The 15,070-nt window shown below is 68.8% G+C and carries 10 protein-coding genes; 6 read left to right on the forward strand and 4 right to left on the reverse strand.

Translation table 11 applies throughout. The features are described from left to right. Nucleotides 1–87 precede the first annotated feature (87 nt). Nucleotides 88–1,428 carry a hypothetical protein gene (locus tag VGI12_11015; protein HEY2433192.1) on the forward strand — a complete coding sequence of 447 codons (1,341 nt, stop codon included), beginning with the start codon at nucleotides 88–90 and terminating at the stop codon, nucleotides 1,426–1,428. 19 nt (nucleotides 1,429–1,447) lie between these two features. On the opposite strand, the gene VGI12_11020 is transcribed toward VGI12_11015, so the two are convergent. Further along, nucleotides 1,448–2,842: an NAD(P)(+) transhydrogenase (Re/Si-specific) subunit beta gene (locus tag VGI12_11020; protein ID HEY2433193.1), complete on the reverse strand. Its 1,395-nt coding sequence runs from the start codon at nucleotides 2,840–2,842 to the stop codon at nucleotides 1,448–1,450. Further along, nucleotides 2,839–3,129, reverse strand: a complete 291-nt coding sequence (locus VGI12_11025; protein ID HEY2433194.1) for an NAD(P) transhydrogenase subunit alpha — start codon at nucleotides 3,127–3,129, stop codon at nucleotides 2,839–2,841. Before VGI12_11025 ends, VGI12_11020 begins: the two co-directional genes overlap by 4 nt. A gap of 62 nt (nucleotides 3,130–3,191) precedes the next feature. On the opposite strand from VGI12_11025, the gene VGI12_11030 reads away from it, so the two are divergent. The 3 genes from VGI12_11030 to VGI12_11040 are packed head-to-tail and all read left to right on the forward strand — an operon-like array spanning nucleotide 3,192 to nucleotide 7,132. Continuing rightward, nucleotides 3,192–3,968 carry a C1 family peptidase gene (locus VGI12_11030; GenBank protein ID HEY2433195.1) on the forward strand — a complete coding sequence of 259 codons (777 nt, stop codon included), beginning with the start codon at nucleotides 3,192–3,194 and terminating at the stop codon, nucleotides 3,966–3,968. 18 nt (nucleotides 3,969–3,986) lie between these two features. Beyond that, the gene (locus VGI12_11035) at nucleotides 3,987–4,403 is read left to right on the forward strand and encodes a PadR family transcriptional regulator (protein HEY2433196.1); all 417 of its coding nucleotides are present in this window, start codon (nucleotides 3,987–3,989) and stop codon (nucleotides 4,401–4,403) included. Between the two features lie 11 nt (nucleotides 4,404–4,414). After that, a complete protein-coding gene (locus VGI12_11040; GenBank protein HEY2433197.1) occupies nucleotides 4,415–7,132 on the forward strand; it encodes an ABC transporter permease in 2,718 nt (905 codons plus the stop codon). Nucleotides 7,133–7,156: 24 nt separating this feature from the next. On the opposite strand, the gene VGI12_11045 is transcribed toward VGI12_11040, so the two are convergent. Next, nucleotides 7,157–7,930, reverse strand: a complete 774-nt coding sequence (locus VGI12_11045) for an SGNH/GDSL hydrolase family protein (GenBank protein HEY2433198.1) — start codon at nucleotides 7,928–7,930, stop codon at nucleotides 7,157–7,159. A 117-nt stretch (nucleotides 7,931–8,047) separates the two neighbouring features. Between VGI12_11045 and VGI12_11050 the strand changes: the two genes are divergently transcribed. Together VGI12_11050 and VGI12_11055 are read left to right on the forward strand one after the other, a co-directional pair. Continuing rightward, on the forward strand, nucleotides 8,048–11,518 hold the full coding sequence (locus VGI12_11050) for a TonB-dependent receptor (GenBank protein HEY2433199.1): 3,471 nt from the start codon (nucleotides 8,048–8,050) through the stop codon (nucleotides 11,516–11,518). Then, entirely contained in the window at nucleotides 11,518–13,623 is a 2,106-nt protein-coding gene (locus VGI12_11055) for a VWA domain-containing protein (GenBank protein HEY2433200.1), read from the forward strand. The genes VGI12_11050 and VGI12_11055 overlap by 1 nt, the downstream gene beginning before the upstream one ends. A 227-nt stretch (nucleotides 13,624–13,850) precedes the next feature. On the opposite strand, the gene VGI12_11060 is transcribed toward VGI12_11055, so the two are convergent. Beyond that, entirely contained in the window at nucleotides 13,851–15,059 is a 1,209-nt protein-coding gene (locus VGI12_11060) for an efflux RND transporter periplasmic adaptor subunit (protein HEY2433201.1), read from the reverse strand. Nucleotides 15,060–15,070: the final 11 nt, after the last annotated feature.

Consider the following 15,070-nt stretch of genomic DNA (forward strand, 5'->3'; position numbering starts at 1 on the left):
GCGTCCGGGTCTGTCGCCCGGTGACGGCGCGACGGTAACATCTTCTGCCAGTTGCGGGGCGGCGTAGCGTCAGCTACGGTCCCGATCATGGTCATCTGTCAGCGTCTCGCGTGTGTGCTTGCCGCAACCCTGATGGCCTCCGGAGCGGCGGCGCAGACGCCGTCGTCTCCCCCGACGTCGCCGCTGGCGGTCCATCTAGGTGATACCGACCTGCGCCTGGGCGGCTTCATCGATGCCGTGGCCCTCTTCCGATCGACCAACGTCGGCAGCGGTCCGGCGACCACCTTCGGGACGATTCCCTTCGAGAACACTCCGGCGGGCGCGCTCAGCGAGACCCGGTTCTCGGCGCAAAGCTCGCGGGCCAACCTGCTGGTCACGACCGCCCTCGGCGGCGCCGCCGTCAAGGCTTTCCTCGAGGTCGACTTCCTCGGCTCGGGTCCAGGCAACGCCTTCGTCTATTCGAATTCGCACACGCTGCGGCTGCGTCATGCGTGGGCGCAGTACGTGCGCGGGCGCTTCGACTTCACCGGCGGACAGACCTGGACGCTGCTGACGCTCAACCGCAACGGCCTCTCGCCGGTCTCGGCCGACGTCATCACCTCGCAGAACCTCGATCCCAATCTGCAGCTCGGGATGGCGTGGGCCCGCCAGATGCAGTTCCGCTTCGTGGCGCACGCATCGAAGACGGTCGCCGCCGGCATCTCACTCGAGAATCCGCAGCCGTTTGTCGGATCGGCGGTGGTCCTGCCCTCGTCCTTTCCGGCCGGCGAAGTCGACGCCGGCTCGACGCCCGGTGCGCCGAGCCCCTACCCCGACATCGTCGGCAAGATCGCCTTCGACCCGCAGGTCGGGGGGCGGCATGAGCACGTGGAGGCCGGATTCATCGTGCGCGGTTTTCGAACGTATGCGCCGGCAAGCCAGCAGACGTTTTCCGCCACCGGCACCGGCTTCACCGCGGGCGCGGTGCTCGAACCGGCGAAGAACGTGCGGGTCATCGCGAGCACGCTCATCTCGTCCGGCGGCGGCCGCTACATGATCGGCCAGGCCCCCGATTTCATGGTCAACGCCGACGCCAGTCTCACCACGATCGGCGCCACGTCGGGACTGCTGGGCGTCGAAGCGCAGGTTGTCCCGTCGACGCTGGTGTTCGGCTACTACGGAACGGTGCATGTCGATCGGGTGACGTCGCTCGATGGCACCACGCCGATCGGCTATGGCATCGACGGCTCGACCGCCGCCAACCACACCATCGACGAGACCACGGTGGGCGTCAACCACGCCATCGTTCGCGATGCGACCCGCGGCGCGCTGCAGGCGATCGTGCAGTATTCCTACCTGACGCGCAGCCCGTGGTCCGTGCCGGCGGCAACGCCCGACTCGGCGCACGTCAACATGGTGTACGTGTCGGTGCGGTACGTGCTGCCGTAAGCGACGTTGGCCGCTGGCCTCAGTGCATCGACGTGCCGTCGCCGGCGACCGCCTTGACCACCTCGCCGAGCACCGCCTTCGCGTCGCCGAAGGCCATCAGCGTCTTCTCATCGTAGTACAGCTCATTTTCGATGCCGGCGAAGCCGGGGTTCATCGATCGCTTGATCGCGATGATCGCCCGGGCCTTGTCGGCATCGATGATCGGCATGCCGAAGATCGGGCTGCCCTTGTCATGGCGCGCCGCCGGGTTGACCACGTCGTTGGCGCCGACCACGAGACAGACGTCGGTCTGCGGCATCTCGGGGTTGATGTCGTCCATCTCGACCAGCGACTCGTAGGGAATCTCGGCTTCCGCGAGCAGCACGTTCATGTGACCGGGCATGCGGCCGGCGACCGGATGGATCGCGAACTTCACGTCGACGCCGCGCTTGGTCAGTTGCTCGTAGAGCTCGTGGACGCGGTGCTGCGCCTGCGCGACCGCCATCCCGTAACCGGGAATGATCACGACACGGTCGGCGTGGGTCAGGATGTCGGCGACGTCCTGGGCCGTCGCGCTCTTGACGGTCTTCGCCTCGCCGGCCGCGACCACGGTCTGCACCTGTCCGAACGCGCCGAACAGCACGTTGGTGAACGAGCGGTTCATCGCCTTGCACATGATGACCGAGAGGATCAGCCCCGACGAGCCGTCCAGCGCGCCGGCAATGATCAGCAGCTTGTTGTCGAGCACGAACCCCATCGCCACGGCCGACAGACCCGCGTAGGAATTGAGCAGCGAGATCACGGTCGGCATGTCGGCGCCGCCGATCGGAATGATCAGCAGTACGCCGAATGTCAGCGACAGCGCGACGAGCGCCGCGTAGGCCGGCCAGTAGCCGTGGTCGGCGAACGCCAGGTAGCCGCCGGCGCCGATCGCCGCCGCGAGCAGCAGCAGGTTGACGACGTTCTGGTTGCGATAGGTGATCGGGCGCGTCGGCAGGATTTCCTGCAGCTTGCCGGCCGCCATCAGGCTGCCGGTGAAGGTCAGGAACCCAAGGATCACTTCGAGCGCGATCGCCGACACGCGGAACGTGGTCAGCTGCGCCTGCTGCCGCCACATGATGTATTTCGCGGTGCCGACCAGACCCGCCGCCAGGCCGCCGAACGCGTGTGACAGCGCGGTCCGCTGCGGCACGGCGGTGAGCGCGACACGCGACAGCGGAATGCCGAAGAGCGTCCCCGCGACGAGTCCGATCACGATCCACTGGTAGTCGACGATCTCGGGCGCCATCAGGGTGCCGACGATGGCGGCGCCCATGCCGGCCGCGCCGGCCAACACCCCCTGCCGCGCCGTCTTCGGCGAGTTCAGCCAGCGCAGCGAGAGGATGAAGAGAACCGCGGCGACGAAATAACTGAGCTGGATCAGGTGCGCGTTCATTTCGCGTTCTTCTCGCGGAACATCTTCAGCATCCGATCGGTGATGAGAAATCCCGACACGATGTTGGTCATCGACGCGGCCACCGCGACCGTGCCGAGCACCGTGATCAGAACTCCCTCGCGCTCGCCGGCGATCAGGATCGACCCGACGACCGCGATCGCCGAAATAGCGTTGGTCAGCGACATCAGTGGCGTGTGCAGCAGGCGCGACACGTTCTGAATGACCTGGAAGCCGACGAAGGTCGCCAGCATGAATACGAAGAGCATCGACCAGAGATCGAGTTGCATGCGCGGATTATAGGGCACCCGCTACCCCAGAACTTCGCGCGTTTGCCGGCGTATCTTCCTCCATGCCTGCGCCCCGCAAGATGAAGATCAAGCGCTACGGATGGATCCCCGATTTGCCGGATCAGCGCGATCGGCTGTTCGCCGCGCCGCCGGCCACGCTCGGCGCGCTGCCGCCGCGCGTCGATCTGCGCGAGGGCTGCCCGGCGGTCTACGATCAGGGCGCGCTCGGCAGCTGTACGGCCAACGCCATCGCCGGCGCGCTGCAGTTCGACGAGATCAAGCAGCGCGAGAGCGACGGGTTCACGCCGTCGCGGCTGTTCATCTATTACAACGAGCGCGTCATCGAAGGCACCATCGACCAGGACGCCGGCGCGATGCTGCGCGACGGCATCAAGAGCGTCGCCAGCCAGGGCGCGCCGCACGAGTCGCTCTGGCCCTATCTGGTCTCTACCTTCCGCAGCAAGCCGAGCGCCGCCGCCTACAAGGACGCGGCCGGGCATCGGGCCCTGCTCTACCAGCGCGTGTCGCGCACCCTCGACCAGATCAGGGGCTGCCTCGCCGGCGGCTATCCGTTCGTCTTCGGCTTCTCGGTCTACGAGAGCTTCGAAAGCGCGGCGGTGGCGCGCACGGGGGTGGTGCCGATGCCGCGGCCGGCCGAGACGCTGCTCGGCGGCCACGCCGTGCTGGCGGTGGGCTACGACGACCCCACCCAGCGCGTGCTCGTCCGCAACTCCTGGGGCGGCGGCTGGGGGCGGGCCGGCTACGGCACGCTGCCCTACGCCTACCTGCTCGACGCCGGCCTCAGCGACGACTTCTGGACGGTGCGGCTGGTCGCGTGATATTGTGTGACGCCATATATGGCGTCTAAGAGTGAGGCGGCCGGAAAACCGGCGCCCCGGCCGCGCGGGTCCGACACACCCGGCGTCCCGCCGCCGCGATCCGGCCTGCACAACGAGTTGAAACGCGGCAGCGCCGAGCTCCTCATTCTGGCGCTGCTCGAAGAGCGGCGGCGGCACGGCTACGAGATCGGCCAGCTGATCGCGCGCCGCTCCGACGGCGCCATCAACTTCCACATCACCTCGCTCTATCCCACCCTCTACCGCCTCGAGGACCGCGGCCTCATCGACGGCCGCTGGGTCGAGCGCGCCGGCCAGCGCCGCCGCCGCTACTACAGGCTGACACCGGCCGGGCGCCGGACGCTGGCGAGCCAGCGCAACGTGTGGGAGAGCTTCTTCGCGGCCCTCAATCGGGTCGCCCGGATTACCGAAACCTGATCGCGCCCGCCATGAACTGGACACCACGCCTCGAAGCGGCCTTCGCCCCGGAGGCGATCGACCCGGACGTCCTCGAAGAACTGGCGCAGCATGCGGCCGCGGTCTATGCCAGCGCGCGCGCCGAGGGCTGTGGCGCAGACGAAGCGCAACGGCGCGTCGAGGCGCAGATCGCCGCGTGGGCGGCCGACCCTGCCGTGCGCCGCCGGCGGCCCCGTCTCGCCCGCGCGCTCGAACCGCCGCCCGGGACGGCGCCGCTGGTCGCGTCGATCGCGCAGGACGCACGCTACGCCTGGCGCCTGCTCCGCCGTCAGCCCGCCCACACCGCGCTCGTCGTCGCCACGATGGCGCTCGGCATCGCGGCCGCGACAGTGCTCGGCAGCATCACCTACGGCGTCCTCCTGAAGCCGCTCCCCTGGGCCGATGCGCCGCGGCTCGTGCGGCTGTACGAAACCCGTCAGGGCAGTACGAAGCGGTTCGGGCCGGTCTTCACGAACGGCACCTACCGCGCCTGGCGCGACTCGGCACGCACCCTCGACGCGATCGGCGCGTGGAACAGCGAACTGGTGGCGCCCACGGATCAGCCCGGCGCGCCACGCCTGGCCATCTGCCGCGTCACGCCGTCGCTCTTTACGATGCTCCAGGCGGCACCCGCGCTCGGCCGCGGCTTCGCACGCGGCGAGGACGATCCCGGACGGCCGCCGATCGTCGTGCTCTCCTACGGCTACTGGCAGCAGCAGTTCGGCGGACGCGCCGACGCGATTGGTTCGCGCATCCGCTTCGACACTACGGCCTATACCGTCGTTGGCGTGATGCCGGCTTGGTTCGCATTCCCCAATCGCGAGACCCGCGCCTGGATGCCGTTCTATGTCGAGCCGCCGACCGCACCCGGCAGGCAAGGTATGAGTGTGTCGATGTTCCAGGCGATTGGCCGTCTGAAGCCAGGCAGCACGCCGGCGCAGGCCGCCGCCGAAGGGACGTCTCTCGGCCGCGCCGCGGTGCCGGCGACCCCGATCGCGAAGGTGGTCGCGATGGCGGTGTTTGGCACCGATGGACAAGTCGACGTGACGACCGTGCCGATGCTGCAGGCGCTGACGGCCGAGGTCCGCCCCGCGATCCTGATCCTGCTCGCGGCGGTCGTCCTGCTGCTCGCCACCGCCACCGCCAACGTCGCGAGTCTGCAGCTGGCGCGGGCCACCGCGCGGCGGCGCGAGTTGGCCGTACGCGCGGCGCTCGGCGCCGGTCGTGGTCGGCTGGTTCGCCAGACGCTCGTCGAGCACGTCCTGCTCGGCCTGCTGGGCGGGATTGCCGGCCTGGCGCTCGCCGCGGTGCTCCATCGGGCGCTGCCGTCGATCCTCCCGGCCGATTTTCCGCGGGTGCACGACATCGCGCTCGGCTGGCGCATTCAGGCCTTCGCGGTGGCGATCTCGCTGTTGGCCGGCATCGGCTGCGGCATCCTCCCGGCATGGCACGTGGCCCGCACCGAACTCGTGCCGTCGCTCGCAGAGGACGCGCTCGCGCCTGCCGGCGGCGGGCTCAGGACGCGCACCGCTCGGGCGCGCGCGATCATCATGGCCGCGCAGATCGCGACGGCCTGTGTGCTGCTGGTCGGCGCGCTCCTGCTGACGCGCAGTTTCGTCGGTCTCATGCACGCCAGTCTCGGCTACGACACGTCGAACGTCTTGACGGCCCGCCTCATCCTGACCGACGGCGAGTTCACGCCCGAACGCCGCTTCGAAATCCTCGAACAGCTGCGGCAGCGGCTCACGGCGGTGCCCGGGGTCACGCATGCGGCGTACGCCAACACGCTCGCCTTGACCAGCGGCGAGGCGCTCTCGTCGTTTCCACTCGTGCGGCGTGACGGGAGCACGGTGCAGATCCAGACGGGAGTCCAGGGCGTCAGTCCCGACTACTTCGCCAGCATCGGACAGCGCGTCGTCGAAGGACGCGGCTTCGCCGCCGACGACGCGTCGGGCGGGCAGCCGGTGGTGATCGTCAATCGCGAATTCTCGCGGAGGTATCTCGACGGCGCGGCGCTCGGCTGGACGCTGCCGGGCGCAACGAAGCCGGGCGCGCCGCCGGCGCGGCGCCCGATCGTCGGCGTCGTCGAAGACACGGTGCGCCGCAGCGTGACGGATGCGCCGCAGCCGGAGATCTACGGGCTCTACTCGCGCCAGCAGGGGCGGGTCGCCGACAGCGACATCTACCTCGTCGTGCGGACGGCGGCCGATCCGCAGGCGCTCGCTCCGACGCTTCGCGACCTGGCCAGGAACCTCGCGCCGTCAGCGCCGCTCGAGTCGCTGTTGACGATGCGCGAGCGGGTCGCCGACAGCCTGGCGAATCCCCGCCTCTACGCCTCTCTGCTCGCCGCCTTCGCGCTCTTCGCCCTGCTGATTGCGGGCGTCGGCCTGTTCGGCGTGCTGTCGTATTCGGTGACCCTGCGGGCGCGGGAAATCGGTGTCCGCACGGCGCTCGGCGCGCAGCTCCGCGACATCGTCGTGCTCGTGGTCCGGCAGTCGATGGCCATCGCGGTGACGGGGCTCGCGGTCGGCATCGCCGTCTCGTACTGGGTGAGCCGGCTGCTGCAGACGGTGCTCCACGGCGTCTCGCCGCACGACGCGATCAGCTACGCGGCCGTGGCGTTCGTGCTGCTGGCGGTGGCCGCGCTCGCTAGCGTCATACCGGCGCGGCGCGCGGCCCAGGTCGATCCGGTGCGCGTGCTGCGCAGTTGACCCGAATCGCGGCTCAGCCGCCGTTCACCGCAGCGCCTTCTGAATCGCCGCCTCGACGAGCGGCGCCATGATCGCGTAGCCCCCGGCATTGGGGTGCAGATCGTCGCCCGTCAGCTCGGCCTTCATCATCCCGGTCGCGTCGAGCATCGGCGTGAAGTAGTCGAGATAGACGTGGCCGTTCTCGGCGGCGTATTTCTGCATCCATTCGTTGATCGCGCGGATGCGCGCCATCGGACGCTGCGTCGTCTGCGGCGCGCCGCCGTTGGCGGGGGGATGGTACGCGCTGGTCGGCGTGATGCTGGCGAGCACGACCTTGATGCCGTGCACCTTAGCGAGCTCGGCCATCGACGCCAGGTTCCGCTCGATGTCGTCGTCGGTCATCGGGCCGGTGTTGCCGGCGATGTCGTTGGTGCCGGCGAGGATGACGACGGCCTTCGGCTTCAGCTCGATCACGTCGGGACGGAAGCGCACGAGCATCTGCGGCGTGGTCTGTCCGCTGATGCCGCGATCGACGTACGGCTTCGACGAGACGAAGAAGGCGAAGCGCTCCTGCTGCCAGATGTCGGTGATCGAATCGCCCATGAAGACAACGCGCGGCTGGGCAGTGGCGGGCGCCGGCAGATTGGCGTTCGCGTCACGATAGCGCGCGAGCTGCGGCCAGTCGCGCAGGCGTGCGTCGTTCGCGAGGACACGCTGGATCGCCGCGGCGGTGTCCTGGCAATCGGTCGCCGGCGGCGGCGCGGGATTCTGCGACGAAAGCGAGGTCAGGACGAGCGCGGTCACGAACATACGGGTCATCGAAACGTCCTCCGGGCCATCGGCCCGCCAGTCTGTGAAGAAATGGTGTCAGGCGGCGAGGAATTATAGGGCAGCTTAAACCGAACGCATGCCGGCGGCGTATTCTCCTCCGAACGCATGGTTACCTTCTACGTGTCGCGGGGAACGGCAGGGTTGGCGGCGGGCCTGATGGGCGCCGTTGCGCTGGTGGCTCCCATCGGCCTCGACGCGCGACAGCAGCAGACCGGCGCGTGCCGGATCACCGGACATGCGAAGAGCGCCGGCGCGCCGCTGCCCGGCGTGGCGTTGACAATCAAGTCGGGAACGGCCGCGAAGGGCTCGACGTCGACCGACGTCGACGGCGGGTTCGGCTTCACGCTTGCACCGGGCCAGTACACGGTCTCGGCAGAGCTCACCGGCTTCGGGGCCATCGAGCAGCCGATCACCGTCGTCGAGGCAGCCAGCTGCGCGCAGACGCTCGATCTGTCGATGTCGCTCGCCCCGCGCAATGCGCCGACGGTGGCGGCCAACGGCGGGGCCGGAGCGGCGGCACCGACTGCAACGCCGACGTCACCGGCGCGTGCGGGCGCGCCGGCGGCACCCGGCACGACGGCGGCGGCCAACGGTCGTGGCGGCGCTCCCGGAGCCGGCCGCGGTCGTGGCGCGCAGCCGGGCGCCACCGGATTCCAGACGCTCGAGGTCACTCGCACGGGCGACGCGGCCACGACCGACACGCAATTGTCAGCCACGGAAACCGAGCAGGCGGCGCGCGCGCTGCTGCCGCCCGGTTTCTCGACCGAATCGTCCGGCGACGCGATCGCGATCAGCGGCAACGCCGGCAGCGTCGATCGCGGAATGCTGCAGGATCGCTTCGGCGCGATCGGCCGCGGCGAGTTCGATCCGACGAATCCCGACGCGTTCGGCGCGGCCGGCGGCGACGGGCAGGGCCCCGGAGCGGGTGGACGCGGCGGCTTCGGAGGGGGGCGCGGCGGCCCGGGCGGCTTCCAGGGACGCGGCGGGCCCGGCGGCCCGGGCGGGCCCGGCGGCGGACGCGGCGATTTCTTCCTCGGCGGGCGCGGCGCGCAGCAGCAGCGCTACCAGGGCACCGTCAACTACTCGTTTGGCGGATCGGTGCTCGATTCGACGCCGTTCCAGCTGCCGGACCGCACCGCCTCGACTCAACCGTACGCGCGGAACATCTACGGCGGCACGATCGGCGGCCCCGTCAAGCTCGGCTCGCTCTACGACGGCACGCGCAAGACCAATTTCATCCTGACCTACAGCGGCAACCACGGCAGCACCGTGTACGATCAGTACGCCAACGTGCCGACGATGGCCGAGCGCAGCGGCGATTTCTCAGCCCTCGGCGTGGCCTTGATCAATCCGGCCACCGGCCAACCGTTCCCGAACAACCAGGTGCCGGTGTCGCCGGTGGCGCAGTCCCTGCTGCAGTACATCCCGCAGCCGAACGTGCCCGGCAATACCACACAGAGCAACTTCCACTACACCACCACGACGCCGGCGGCCGGCGACACGATCAACCTGCGCGTCACGCAGAATTTCACACCCGCGGCGGCGGGCGCCGGCGGGCGCGGCGGCGGCCGCGGCGGCGGCGGCGGATTCGGCGGCCGCGGCGGCCGCGGACAGGCAGCGACCGGCACCAGCGTGAACATGACCGCGCAGCTGCAACTGCGCCGCACCGACAGCGATTCGACCAACATCAACCCGCTGCTCGGCGGCCACATCGCGAACCGCAGCCTGGCGATACCGGTCACCCTCAACATCCGCCACAAACGGACGCTGCATACGGCGTCGATCAATTTTTCGTCGACCTCTGCGACCACGACCAACCACTTCAGCGGCGTGACCGACGTCGCCGGAGACTCGGGCATCTACACCGGCCTCAGCGATCCATTCAGTTGGGGCGTGCCGTACCTCACGTTCTCGCAGATCCAAGGGGTGCGCGACGTCACGCCGGCCAAGCGCGACGACAGTCGGCTGTCGCTGTCCTACAGCTGGGTGCAGCCGTGGAAGACGCATCAGTTCCGCGCCGGTGGCGATTGGCGCCTCGATCGGAGCAGCAGCAACAGCAACGCCGCGCCGAACGGCAATTTCACGTTCTCCGGCCTCTATACGGGGAACGACTTCGCCGATTTCCTGCTCGGCGCCTCGCAGGGAGCGATGCAGCAGTACGGTCCCGGGAGCGTGCAGCTGCGCGGGCGATCCGGCGATCTGTTCCTGCAGGACGACTGGCGGAAGAGCGCCAAGCTGACTCTGAGCCTCGGGTTGCGCTACGAGTTGATCCAGCCATACACCGAAGCGGACAACCGTCTCGTCACCCTCGACGTGAATCCCGACTTCACCGCCGCGGCGGCGGTGCAGGCCGGGCAGGCCGGTCCCTATACCGGCGCGTTCCCCGACGGCATCCTGCTCACCGACACGAACAACCTCGCGCCGCGCGTCGGCTTCGCGTACCGCCTGAAACCGGGACTGGTGGTGCGCGGCGGCTACGGCATGAGCTTCAACTCCGGGTCGTACTCGACGATGGCCCGCCAGCTGGCGGCGCAGCCGCCGTTTGCCACGTCGAACACGCAGCAGGACCTGACCGGCAGCGCTCCCATCCCGATTGCGACCGCGTTCACGACGATCACCAATCAGCTGCAGAACAACTTCGGCGCCGACAAGAACTATCAGCTCGGCCGCGTCCAGACGATGAACGTCGACGTGTCGAAAGACCTGACGCAGGTCTGGACGGTCGGCGGCGGCTACACGCGCACGATCGGCGCCAACCTCGACGTCGTCCGCGCGCCGAACCGCGAGCCGGAAGGCGGCCTCCGCATCGAGGACGTGCAGGCGTTCCTGTGGCAGACCTCCGAGGGCATCTCCAACCTCAATGCCGCGACGTTCCGGCTGCAGCGGCGGTTCGTCAAGGGTTTCGGCGGCTCGCTCACCTACACACTGGCCAAGTCGATGGACGACGCGTCGAACTACGGCGGCGGCGGCACGGTGGTGGCGCAGAACGACCAGGATCTGGCGTCCGAGTACTCGCTCTCGAGTTTCGATCGGCGGCATCAGTTGAACGGCAACGCCTCGATCGAGCTGCCGTTCGGACCCAACAAGCCGTGGTTCAACAGCGGCGGCTTCTGGGGGAACACGTTCGGCGGCTGGCGCGGCGCCCTCGACTTCACCTGGCAGTCGGGGACTCCGTTGACGCCGCGGGTCGTCGCGGCGGCGCGCGATGTCGCCAGCGGCGTCAGCGGCACGCTGCGTGCCGACGTCGTCCCCGGCACCTCGGTGTTCCCGAGCGCACTGTCGTTCCCGCAGTACTTCAACCCGCTGGCGTTCACGGTGCCGCCGGTCGGCTCGTTCGGCGACGCCGGCAGAAACTCGATCCTCGGCCCTGGCAGCAAGCTGCTCAACGCGCAGTTCTCACGTGACGTGCGCATGGGCGGCAACCGCGCGGTCACGCTGCAGGCGACGATCGCCAACCTGCTCAACATCGCCAACTACGCCGCCATCGACACCAACATCAGATCGTCGACGTTCGGGCAGGTCATCCGTTTCAACGCGTCGCGCTCCGCGCAACTCAACTTCCGGTTCCGATTCTGATGAAACGCCTTTTCTGGCTCGCTTCGCTCGCCGCCGCCCTGTGCGCCGCCGCACCGGCGGCGCCGCTCCTCGGTCAGGGACAGAACCCGCGCGCCGTGTTCCGCTCGAACACGCAGCTGGTGTCGGTCGACGTCATCGTCCGCGACGGCACCGGCGCCGTCATGCGAGGGCTGAAGGCCGAAGACTTCGAGATCACCGAAGACGGCAAGGCGATGGAGATCCGAAGCTTCAGCTTCGAGGAGATCAAGAGCAAGCCGCAGACGACGATCGAAACCGCGGAGCTGCTGGCCGGAGCGAAGGACAGGCTGGCGGCCGAGACCGGCAAGACGGCGCCGCCGGCGGCGGCCGCCGCGGCGCCGATCGCGGCGGAAGCCCCCAAGCCGATGACCTCGGAGGCGCTGGCAGGCCGGCGCCTCATCGTGCTGCTCTTCGACATCGCGTCGATGCAGCCCGAAGACGTGCAGCGCGCGGTCGACTCGGCGACGGCCTTCGTGCAGAAGAACATGACGCCGGCCGACATGGTCGCGGTCGCGACGATCAGTTCGAACCTCGACGTCCTCAACGACTTCAGCTCCGACCGCACCGTCGTCGGCAACGCCCTGGCAAAGCTCGGCTACAAGGAAGGGACGGCGACGCCGCCGCCGAGCGCCGACACCGTCGCGACCGACGAGCAGCAGAGCCAGGACGACACCAGCTCGCAGGACACGTCCGACATGGACGCGTTCAACAACGATGTCCGTCTGCGTGCCCTGAAGGCGCTCGCCGAAACGCTGGCACCCATCGAGCAGAAGAAATCGATCCTCTATTTCAGCGCCGGCATGCAGCGCAGTGGCGAAGACAACCAGGTCGAGCTGCGCGCGGCGACCAACGCCGCCGTCCGCGCCCACGTGTCGATTTATCCGGTCGACACGCGCGGCCTGCAGACCATCGTTCCCGGCGGCGACGCGAGCCGCCAGAGCGGCCGCGGCACGCAGCTCTTCTCCGGCAGCAACGTGCGCGGCCAGTTCACGCAGCTGCAGGCGTCGCAGGACACGCTCGGCTCACTCGCCAGCGACACCGGCGGCCGCGCCTTTCTCGACTCGAACGACTTCGCGCCGGCCTTCGAGAAGATCCAGAACGACATGTCGGCCTACTACCTGATCGGCTACGCGACCACCAACATCGCCAAGGACGGCCGCTTCCGGCAGATCAAGGTCCGCGTCAAGAAGCAGAACGTAAAGATCGAGGCGCGCAACGGCTACTTCGCCGACCGCGACTTCCAGCACACCGCGCGCGGCGATCGCGCCACGCAGCTGCAGGATCAATTGTTCTCGGCGTTGCCGGCGACGGACCTGCCGGTACTCGTGACCTCCGGCTATTACCGGCTCGCTACCGATCGCTACTTCGTCCCCATCTCGGTCGCTGTCCCCGGCTCCGCCATCCCGACACCGGCCGAGAAGGACAAGGACAAGATGGAGCTCGACATCCTCGGCTTCGTGCGCGACGAACAGGGCCGGCCGGTGGGCCGCCTGCAGCAGTCGATCACGCTGCCGCCGGGTTCGGTCGGCACGGTCGCCGCGAAACAGGTCCTCTACACCACCGCCGTCGAGTTGCCGCCTGGCAAGTTCGACGTCAAGGTCGTCGTGCGCGAGAACACCAGCGGTCTGATGGGATCGTTCCAGGCGGCGGTCGTCGTGCCGGAGCTGAAGACCGCCCCGCTGAAGGTCAGCGCCGTGACGCTCAGTACGCAGATGCAGGCCGCCAAGGACGTCAAGGACAATCCGCTGATTCGCAACGGCCAGCAGCTCGTGCCCAACGTCACGCACATCGTCAGCAAGGATCAGCGGCTGCTGTTCTACTACGAGGTCTACGACCCGGCCAGCACGAACGGCGCCCCGCCGGACATCCGCACCAGCCTGGCGTTCTATCGCGGCAAGGTCAAAGTGTTCGAGACCCCTGTGGTCGAGCGCGCCACCATCGACGATCCGGCGCGGAAGGCGGCCATCTTCCAGCTCGAGGTGCCGGCAGCGTCGCTGCAGCCGGGCTTCTACACCTGCCAGATCAACGTCATCGATTCGGTCTCGTCGAAGTTCGTCTTCCCGAGGCTGGTCTTCCTGCTGCGCTGATCGCGCCGCCGGTCAATGCCGCAACGCTCCATCCCTGAGGGCTTTCGGGGGTTGGGCGGTGGCGGAGTTGTGGCCTTGATCCTGCGAGCTTCGGCGCGTGCGAAGCCGCGGTCGATGGTGACGCGCGTGAACATGGACGGCGCGTGCTCGGCGGCGACCGTCCGTAGATCCGAAAACGCCTCCTGAGACGACGACGGGCTGGCGGCGGTTCGGACGATTCGCGGCCGCTACCCTCGCCGTCCGACTCCGGGGCGCTGCGGCAGCAACGGATTGCCGCTACCGGTCGTGGGTGTGTTCGGGGCGTTCGCCGGCGTGGACGCTCGCACCACGACGACCGTCCCTTCGGCAATCGGCGATCCGACCAGCTCGGTATAGGTGCCGTCGCTGATGCCGGCGACGACAGGGACGGGCGCGATCGCGGTGCCGTTCATCGCCCACACGGCTTTGCCGGGTGCCGGCGCCGACGCCGGCGGCTGCGGTCCGACGTAGTGAACCAGCACGTTGGCGTCCGGCTTGAAGCGGAGCGCGGCGGTCGGCACGCGCAGTACCTGGTCACGGCGCGCCACCTCCACGCTCAGCGTCGCCGTCATGCCGGGCTTCAGATCGAGCGTCGGGTTCGGGGCGTCGATCATCGCCGAATAGGTCACGACGTTGTTGACCGTCGCGGCGTTCAGGCGGATCTGTGTCAGCGTGCCGCGGAACATGCGCTCCGGATAGGCGTCGACGCGGAACGTCACCGTCTGTCCCGGCTTGATCTGACCCAGATCCGATTCGTCGATGCTCGCGTCGAGCTGCATGTGCGTCAGGTCGGCGGCGATGATATACAGCGTCGGCGCCGAGAAGTTCGCCGAGACGGTCTGCCCGACGTCGACGTTGCGCGCGGTGACGACGCCGTCGATCGGCGACGAGATGACGGTCTTGGCGAGGTTGACCTCGGCCATGCTGAGATCCGCTTTCGCCTGCGCGACCTTCGCATCGGCGCCGGCCACGTCGGCGGCGGCGGTGCGCGCGTCGGTTTCGGCCTGTTGCAGGTCCTGCGCGGGCAGCAGCTGGCGCGACGACAGCTCCTGGGCGCGCGTCAGTGCGATGTTGGCCGCCTCGCTGGCGACCTTCAGCCGCTGCGCGTCGGCTTGGGCGCCGGTGAAATTCGCCCGCGCCTGCTCAACCGAGGTCAGGAACGTCGACTGGTCCAGCTTGGCCAGGAGCTGTCCCTTGTGAACCATCGAGTTGAAATCGGCGTACAGAGCCTCGACAATGCCGGTGACCTGGGCCCCGACCTCGACGTTCGTGACCGGCTCGAGCGTGCCAGTCGCGGCGACCGTGGTGACCACGTTGCCGCGGGTGACGGCAGCCGTCGTGAGCTCAGGAGCGCCGTCTCCCCGGCGGGTATAGTAGGCGCCGGCCGTGACGGAAGCGCCGGCGAGGAGGGCGGTCAATACGATGGTTC

The organism is Vicinamibacterales bacterium (assembly GCA_036496585.1).
Classification (GTDB): domain Bacteria; phylum Acidobacteriota; class Vicinamibacteria; order Vicinamibacterales; family 2-12-FULL-66-21; genus JAICSD01.